This window comes from Halomonas sp. (assembly GCF_033549285.1).
In the GTDB taxonomy this organism is placed as follows: domain Bacteria; phylum Pseudomonadota; class Gammaproteobacteria; order Pseudomonadales; family Halomonadaceae; genus Halomonas.
On the sequence record NZ_JAWSUJ010000146.1, the window covers coordinates 1 to 6,878 of the forward strand.

General features: G+C 50.6%; 7 protein-coding genes and 1 pseudogene. 2 read left to right on the forward strand and 6 right to left on the reverse strand.

All coding sequences use genetic code 11. From position 1 onward, the window contains the following. Positions 1 to 80: 80 nt before the first annotated feature. Positions 81 to 1,028 carry an IS481 family transposase gene (locus SCI24_RS20110; protein WP_318727076.1) on the forward strand — a complete coding sequence of 316 codons (948 nt, stop codon included), beginning with the start codon at positions 81 to 83 and terminating at the stop codon, positions 1,026 to 1,028. A gap of 121 nt (positions 1,029 to 1,149) precedes the next feature. On the opposite strand, the gene SCI24_RS20115 is transcribed toward SCI24_RS20110, so the two are convergent. The 5 genes from SCI24_RS20115 to gmd are packed head-to-tail and all read right to left on the reverse strand — an operon-like array spanning position 1,150 to position 6,290. After that, the gene (locus SCI24_RS20115; protein ID WP_318727070.1) at positions 1,150 to 2,553 is read right to left on the reverse strand and encodes a mannose-1-phosphate guanylyltransferase/mannose-6-phosphate isomerase; all 1,404 of its coding nucleotides are present in this window, start codon (positions 2,551 to 2,553) and stop codon (positions 1,150 to 1,152) included. Positions 2,554 to 2,556: 3 nt separating this feature from the next. Continuing rightward, entirely contained in the window at positions 2,557 to 3,018 is a 462-nt protein-coding gene (locus SCI24_RS20120; protein ID WP_318727071.1) for a GDP-mannose mannosyl hydrolase, read from the reverse strand. Positions 3,019 to 3,053: 35 nt separating this feature from the next. Continuing rightward, complete coding sequence (locus SCI24_RS20125; protein ID WP_318727072.1) at positions 3,054 to 4,238, reverse strand: DegT/DnrJ/EryC1/StrS family aminotransferase; 1,185 nt, start codon at positions 4,236 to 4,238, stop codon at positions 3,054 to 3,056. Continuing rightward, positions 4,231 to 5,166: a GDP-L-fucose synthase gene (locus SCI24_RS20130; RefSeq protein ID WP_318727073.1), complete on the reverse strand. Its 936-nt coding sequence runs from the start codon at positions 5,164 to 5,166 to the stop codon at positions 4,231 to 4,233. The genes SCI24_RS20125 and SCI24_RS20130 overlap by 8 nt, the downstream gene beginning before the upstream one ends. An 8-nt stretch (positions 5,167 to 5,174) precedes the next feature. Beyond that, entirely contained in the window at positions 5,175 to 6,290 is a 1,116-nt protein-coding gene (gmd, locus tag SCI24_RS20135) for a GDP-mannose 4,6-dehydratase (RefSeq protein ID WP_318727074.1), read from the reverse strand. A 122-nt stretch (positions 6,291 to 6,412) separates the two neighbouring features. Here gmd and SCI24_RS20140 point away from each other — a divergent pair, with 122 nt between their 5' ends. Next, positions 6,413 to 6,613, forward strand: coding sequence for a helix-turn-helix domain-containing protein (locus SCI24_RS20140; RefSeq protein ID WP_318727075.1), 201 nt, complete (start codon positions 6,413 to 6,415; stop codon positions 6,611 to 6,613). Between the two features lie 76 nt (positions 6,614 to 6,689). On the opposite strand, the pseudogene SCI24_RS20145 reads toward SCI24_RS20140, so the two are convergent. After that, positions 6,690 to 6,878: pseudogene (locus SCI24_RS20145) on the reverse strand (hypothetical protein); the annotation flags it as partial.

Consider the following 6,878-nt stretch of genomic DNA (forward strand, 5'->3'; position numbering starts at 1 on the left):
CGCACGTTGATCACCTCTCAATCCGTTTAGGTGACAACTACGTTGACGCATAGGGCAAGCAAGCAACGACAACACCGAAGATCCGGGCCGAGATCCAGGCCGCGCCCTCCAGCATCACGGATAGCGATCTGGCCCGCCAGTATGGCGTCTCCCCCGCGACCATCCGGCGCTGGCGGTACCGTGACGGTGTCCATGACCGACCGCACACGCGTCACAACCTGCTGGCCACGATCACGCCCGAGCAGGAGGAGGTGCTGGTTGCGGCTCGCGAATTCCTTCGCCTCGGCCTGGATGATCTCCTCGTCGTGGCGCGTGAGTTCCTGACCCCCCGGTTGTCTCGCTCCGGCCTGCATCGCATGCTCAAGCGGCGCGAGGTGCCGACACTAGCGGAACTGGCTCGGCAGGACGCCGGAGATGACGAGAAGCCCCGGCACAAGCCCTTCAAGGACTACGCACCGGGATATGTGCACATCGACATCAAGCACTTGCCTCAGATGCCCAACGAGCAGCAGAAACGCTACCTGTACGTCGCCATCGATCGCGCCACGCGCTGGGTCTATCTGGAGGTCAGGTGCAGTCAGTCCGCGAAGGATGCGCGGGCGTTCATGCAGCAGGTGGAAGAAAAGGCACCGTTCAAGATTCGGATAGTGCTGACGGATAATGCCAAATGCTTCACCGATCGCTTCACGCGGGCGGGTGAGCGCGCGCCCAGCGGCCACCATCCCTTCGATCAGGAGTGCCAGGCCCATGCTATCGAACACCGCCTGATCAAGCCGGGAAAGCCGCAGACGAACGGCATGGTGGAACGCTTCAACGGCCGCATCAGCGACGTGCTGGCGACTCGGCGCTATACCTCAGGCGAGGACCTGGAGCAGACGCTGAAACGCTACACGTGGCTGTACAATCACCACATCCCGCAGAAGGCGCTGCACCATCAATCACCCATTGCGGTGATGAAGGAATGGCAGACCAAGCGTCCTGAGTTATTTACCAAGCAAGTGGTCAATCACACGGGACCCGACACGTGAGTAAAGGTCAATCAGCGCGCCAAATAGAGCAATCATTCATGGCGCGCTGATAAATTACTTGAGCCATCGATGCTCCTCGTACAATGGACCATTACACTCCGGGACTAAATAACTAGGATACTCAGCAACGACCATACCGATCATCAAAACGCACGACATCATCTTCACCCAGATAAGGACCGCTCTGTACTTCAATGAGCTCCAGCGGAATCTTGCCAGGGTTTTCCAGCGCGTGAACGCTACCCACCGAAATGTAGATTGACTGGTTCTCGGTGAGCATTTGCGTCTTATCGTTTATCGTAACATTTGCAGTACCGGAGACCACAACCCAATGTTCAGCCCGGTGGTGGTGCATCTGGACAGAAAGCTTTTCTCCTGGCTTGACCGTGATGCGCTTAACCTGATAGCGCTTACCGTTGTCAATGGAATCATACTTGCCCCAGGGCCGATAGACTTCACGATGCAGCCGGCATTCCTCCCTGCCTTGCGACTTGAGTTCACCCACAATGCGTTTGACGTCCTGTACTTGATGTATGTCAGCGACCAGAACAGCATCTTTGGTCTGGACAATCACGAGGTCTTTCACGCCCACCGTGGTTACTAAGGCATTCTCAGCGAGTACATAGGTGTTTTCAGTCTGGTGGTGGATTACATCCCCTTTACAGACGTTACCGTATTCATCTTTCTCACCCAGCTCCCAAAGGGCCGACCAAGATCCGACATCATTCCATCCAGCATCCAAAGGCATCACCAGAGCGCGGCTAGTTTTTTCCATCACCGCGTAATCAACCGATTCCGAAGGGCACTGTTCAAACGCATCAGCATCGACGCGAATAAAGTCCAGGTCCGATTGGATTGTCTTCATGGCAGACTGACATGCCTCGAAGATATCCGGCCGATAAGCCTTCAGCTCTTCCAGGTAACGGTCAGCACGGAAAAGGAACATGCCGCTGTTCCAGTAATATCCGCCACTCGCCACATAATCGTTCGCTGTGACACTATTAGGCTTCTCGACGAACTGAGCCACCTTGAACAAAGTATCTACGGCCTCACCACGGCGGATATAGCCATAACCAGTCTCCGCATGGGTGGGTACAATACCAAAAGTAACCAGTTCACCAGCTTCAGCAAAGGGCTCTGCCTGGCGCACCGCTGCCCGAAAGGCCTCAGCATCGGCGACGGCATGGTCAGCCGCCAAGACCAGCAAGAGCGCATCAGCGTCAGACTCCAAGGCCGTTTGGGCGGCCAACGCAATAGCCGGTGCCGTATTGCGACCCACTGGCTCCAGAATGATATTATGATCCAGAAGCCCAATCTGACGCAACTGCTCGGCAGCCAGAAAACGGTGATCTTCATTACAAATTAGCACAGGCGATGCGGTGTCTATGCCGTTTAGGCGCTTAAGTGTTTCTTGCAGGAGCGTTTTCTTTCCTACCAAACTTAAAAATTGTTTAGGATATAGCTCACGGGACATGGGCCACAACCTTGACCCAGTGCCCCCTGCCATCACTACAGGATAAATCATGGTTTAGTTGCCACATTCAGTAAGAGAGCGAAGATAATCTTTGGTGTACGGATGAACATCCAGAGATTCAAGAGCCTGATAGATAGACCACCAAGAAAAACGGGCATGCTGATCCTGGGGTAATTCATCAATAGATATAGACAGCTCGACCAACAGGCCAATGGCGATATAATGCGTAGAAGCCGTTGGACCAAACGCACTGTCGCTGTAGAAGTGTTCGTACACACCCAGATGCTGGGTATCATTATACTGCATTGCGCGTCCTAGTTCAGCCATCACCAGGCGCTGAAACGCATCAGTGAAGCGCTCACCTTTACGGATGCGACCGCCCGGAACAAACCAATAGCCCTGCGCAGGGCGGTTCAACCTCTCTCCCAGCAAAACCTGATCGTTGTGTAACACCACTAGGTCAAGCGAGGCTAATGGGGTAATGTCGACTATCTGCAGAAACTGTTCATCAGACACATATGAAGTTCTCTTATACTTTACAGACAAAACATTCAGCCCCTAGCGCCTAGTTCTTCAACAACAGATTTCAAATGTCGGATCTCATCTTCCAATGGAACTTGATGATTACCAACAAAAAGGCCGTGCTGGTCAATATAATCCCCAGCCTCGATCTCTCCAGAAACCTCATAATCAAAAAACTTCAGTACGTCTTCATTTTTAAGAAAATTACCTGTAACGATTGGGCGGCACTCAATCTCGGCCTCACGCAGTGCTGCCACCAGTTCTTGCCGACTAAACGGTGCATTCTCTTTGACAACTAAAGAGAAGCCAAACCAACTGCTCTCACCAACTTCTTTTTGAATATTCAGGTGAGGATGGCCATCAAAAAGTTCATTAAAAAACGTGGCGTTACGACGCCGCTGCTCAATAAAACCAGGCAATTTTTTAAGCTGTTCAATACCAATCGCGCCGCTCATTTCAAGCGGTCTAACATTGTAGCCAGGCAACACAAACTTGAACGATTCTTCAAAGGGATCATCGCTTTTCTTACCCGTCACCTGATTGTCCTTGGGTAAGTTGCGGGTCCACCCATGCGCTCGAATGCAAAGAAGTATGTGGTAAAGCTCTTCATCGTCTGTAATTACACAGCCACCTTCCATCGTGGCAATATGATGAGAGAAAAATGAACTAAACGTGCCCATCAACCCAAACGTACCGGTTTTATTGGAACCAAACTCGGCACCCATGGATTCACAATTATCCTCGAGCACCACGACATCCTTTCCTGCCACCATCTTTTGGATAGCATAAAAATCGTTAGGGTTTCCGAGTAGATTAACTAATAGAATAGCTTTTGTTTTATCTGTAATGGCCGCCTCGAGCTTACCCAAGTCAATATTGAGAGTCTCGGGATCAATATCAACAAACTTTACTTTGAGACCGTATTGCTGAAGGGGAAAGTAGGTGGTTGACCAAGATACTACTGGCACAATCACCTCATCTCCACGCTGCAGGCGTGGTAGTTTGGTAAAAAAAAGAGCGGCAATCATCAACAAGTTAGCCGTTGAGCCAGAACTTGTCATGACGGCATATTTAGCCCCAAAAAAACTGGCAAATTGACGCTCGTACTCAGCGACATTTGCCCCCATGCTATACATGTCAGAGTCAACCACGCGCTGGATAGCGTCTAACTCATGCTGATCCCATGTGCTGGAAGCAAGGGAATATTTAGCCATTAGTAACTTCCTCTAAAAAAAAGCGATATGTCTTTTCAATACCCGCTGGAAGCTCAGTACTAGGCATCCATCCAAGCTGGTTTATCTTCGTACTATCAATCAATTTTTGACGCATACCTACCGGCTTGGACAAATCATGTACAAACTCACCTTCGAACCCGATAACGCTTGCCACAGCCTGATAATATTCATTGATGGTATAATCACGCCCAATCCCAACATTCATCACGGCAGGCACTTCATCCCCAATGCGCATTTTTTCGACAACGGAAAAGACACAATCAGCTAGATCCTCAATGTACATAAACTCACGCCGAGCTTCTCCATCCCCCCAGATTTCGACACTAGATGCGTTTGACACGAGGGCTTCATGAATTTTTCGGATCACCGCAGGAATCATGTGCGAATTGGCAGGATCAAATTTGTCGTAACGACCATACAAATTGCAGGGAATGAGCGTTGTATAATGCGTATTTTCACTGATCTGTGAAATGTATTGACATAAGCGCATAGCGGTTATCTTGGCAAGAGCATAGCCTTCATTTGTCGGCTCAAGCTCTCCCGTCAATATCTGATCTTCGCTTAAAGGGTTAGGGGCGTTGCGCGGGTATACGCATGAACTTGCCAGGTTGATGCAGTGGCTTATACCTGCCCGGTAGGCTTCATTGATGACATGGACACCCATTTGGGTATTTTCCACTAAAAAGCCGACCGGATCAGCCATGTTAGCTTGGATGCCACCGACACGACCTGCAGCATGAATTAGTAAGTCTGGCTTATGCTCTCGAATATATTCCGCGACAGCCTCTCTATCGAGCAAGTTTAATTCTCGACTGCGAGGTGCCAGTATCTCAGACTCTCTTGCAGAAGCATGGCCCAGAAGGTTTCGACCAACCATACCGGAGCCACCCGTTAATAAAATGCGCATGCCTTTACTCACTCCGCGGATACGGGTATATGATGGCCATGTTCCTTGAGAAGCGCATGACGCTGAGCGACTTTCAAATCCTCAGCCACCATTTCGGCACACATATCTTGCGTGGAAATTTCCGGCTCCCAACCCAGCTGCTTTTTAGCGTAAGAAGGATCGCCCAGCAACGTTTCTACTTCCGCGGGGCGGAAGTAACGCGGATCAACACGGACAAGCAAATCCCCCACGCTGACGGCAGGGGCTTTATCCCCTTCCACTGCCTCTACAATTGCCACTTCATCGATGCCTTTCCCTTCAAACTTCAAGGTGATTCCTAATTCATGGGCCGTCCACTCAATGAACTGACGCACCGAATACTGCTTTCCAGTAGCAATCACAAAATCTTCAGGCTTGTCTTGTTGCAGCATCATCCACTGCATGCGCACATAGTCCTTAGCATGGCCCCAATCGCGAAGTGCATCCATGTTACCCATGTAAATGCAGTCTTCAAGACCCTGAGCAATATTAGTAAAACCACGGGTTATCTTGCGGGTAACAAAGGTTTCCCCTCGCCGGGGGCTTTCATGATTGAAAAGAATGCCATTACAGGCATACATGCCATACGCTTCACGGTAGTTCACTGTGATCCAGTAAGCATAAAGCTTAGCTACAGCATAAGGGGAGCGCGGATAAAAAGGCGTGGTTTCTTTTTGTGGGGTTTCTTGAACCAAGCCATACAGTTCTGATGTAGAAGCCTGATAAAAACGAACTTTCTTCTCAAGACCACAAATCCGAATAGCCTCTAACAGGCGTAGTGCTCCCAAAGCATCCACATCGGCGGTGTACTCAGGCGACTCGAATGACACAGCAACGTGAGACTGGGCACCAAGGTTATAGACCTCATCCGGATGGACCTCCTGAATGATACGAATTAGGTTGGTTGAGTCCGTCAAGTCGCCATAATGAAGAATAAATGCCTGGTTATCAACGTGGGGGTCTTCATAAATGTGGTCTATACGCTGAGTATTAAAAAGAGAGCTTCGACGCTTTAACCCGTGAACTTCATAGCCCTTTTCGAGAAGAAACTCAGCCAAATAAGATCCATCTTGACCGGTAACACCAGTAATTAATGCTTTTTTCATTTCGACTAGCCTTACTTTGCATAATACTTTGTTGGAGAATATGACGCCAAATGATTCGGATCTAAACTATCATCGGTGATCTCAATGACCAAGTGCAACACATAACCCATCATGGTATTGCCATGATCATTTGCTACAGCCACCTCACTGCCGAAACTCGACTCGCTACTATGATGATGCAAGCCACGCACTCGGTCCGGGCCATTGCCACTCATCTGGGCCGTGCGTCGAGAACCGTATCGCGAGGAATGGCTCGCCATACGGCCGCCCCCTCAAGGGGCGCTACGATGGCGGCCTGGCGGACTCGGAGTCTGTCAACATAGTTGGCACATGAAATGGTTCCGGTTCTTTAAAACCCTGCTGCTTGCGGCACCGGGTCCGTCTCGGGATTCAGGTGCACTACCTCTGGCAGGCTGAGTTTCCGGATGTCACCCGACCAGCGCTCCGGGGACGTTGCTTCGCCGACTCGAAGACCTCCCGGCGCTGCGCCAGGATGCCTTTGGCCTCGTCGTTATGACGCTGGCTCGGCGTGACGTAGCGAAGGGCGCTGTGCCGGTGCTCATGGTTATACCACTCGGTGAATTGCTG

Excerpts from the sequence above, each read along its gene's own strand:
- SCI24_RS20115 (WP_318727070.1), bottom strand. The coding sequence starts at position 2,553 with ATGATTTATCCTGTAGTGATGGCAGGGGGCACTGGGTCAAGGTTGTGG.
- SCI24_RS20130 (WP_318727073.1), bottom strand. The coding sequence starts at position 5,166 with ATGCGCATTTTATTAACGGGTGGCTCCGGTATGGTTGGTCGAAACCTT.
- SCI24_RS20140 (WP_318727075.1), top strand. The coding sequence starts at position 6,413 with ATGATCATTTGCTACAGCCACCTCACTGCCGAAACTCGACTCGCTACT.
- gmd (WP_318727074.1), bottom strand. The coding sequence starts at position 6,290 with ATGAAAAAAGCATTAATTACTGGTGTTACCGGTCAAGATGGATCTTAT.
- SCI24_RS20125 (WP_318727072.1), bottom strand. The coding sequence starts at position 4,238 with ATGGCTAAATATTCCCTTGCTTCCAGCACATGGGATCAGCATGAGTTA.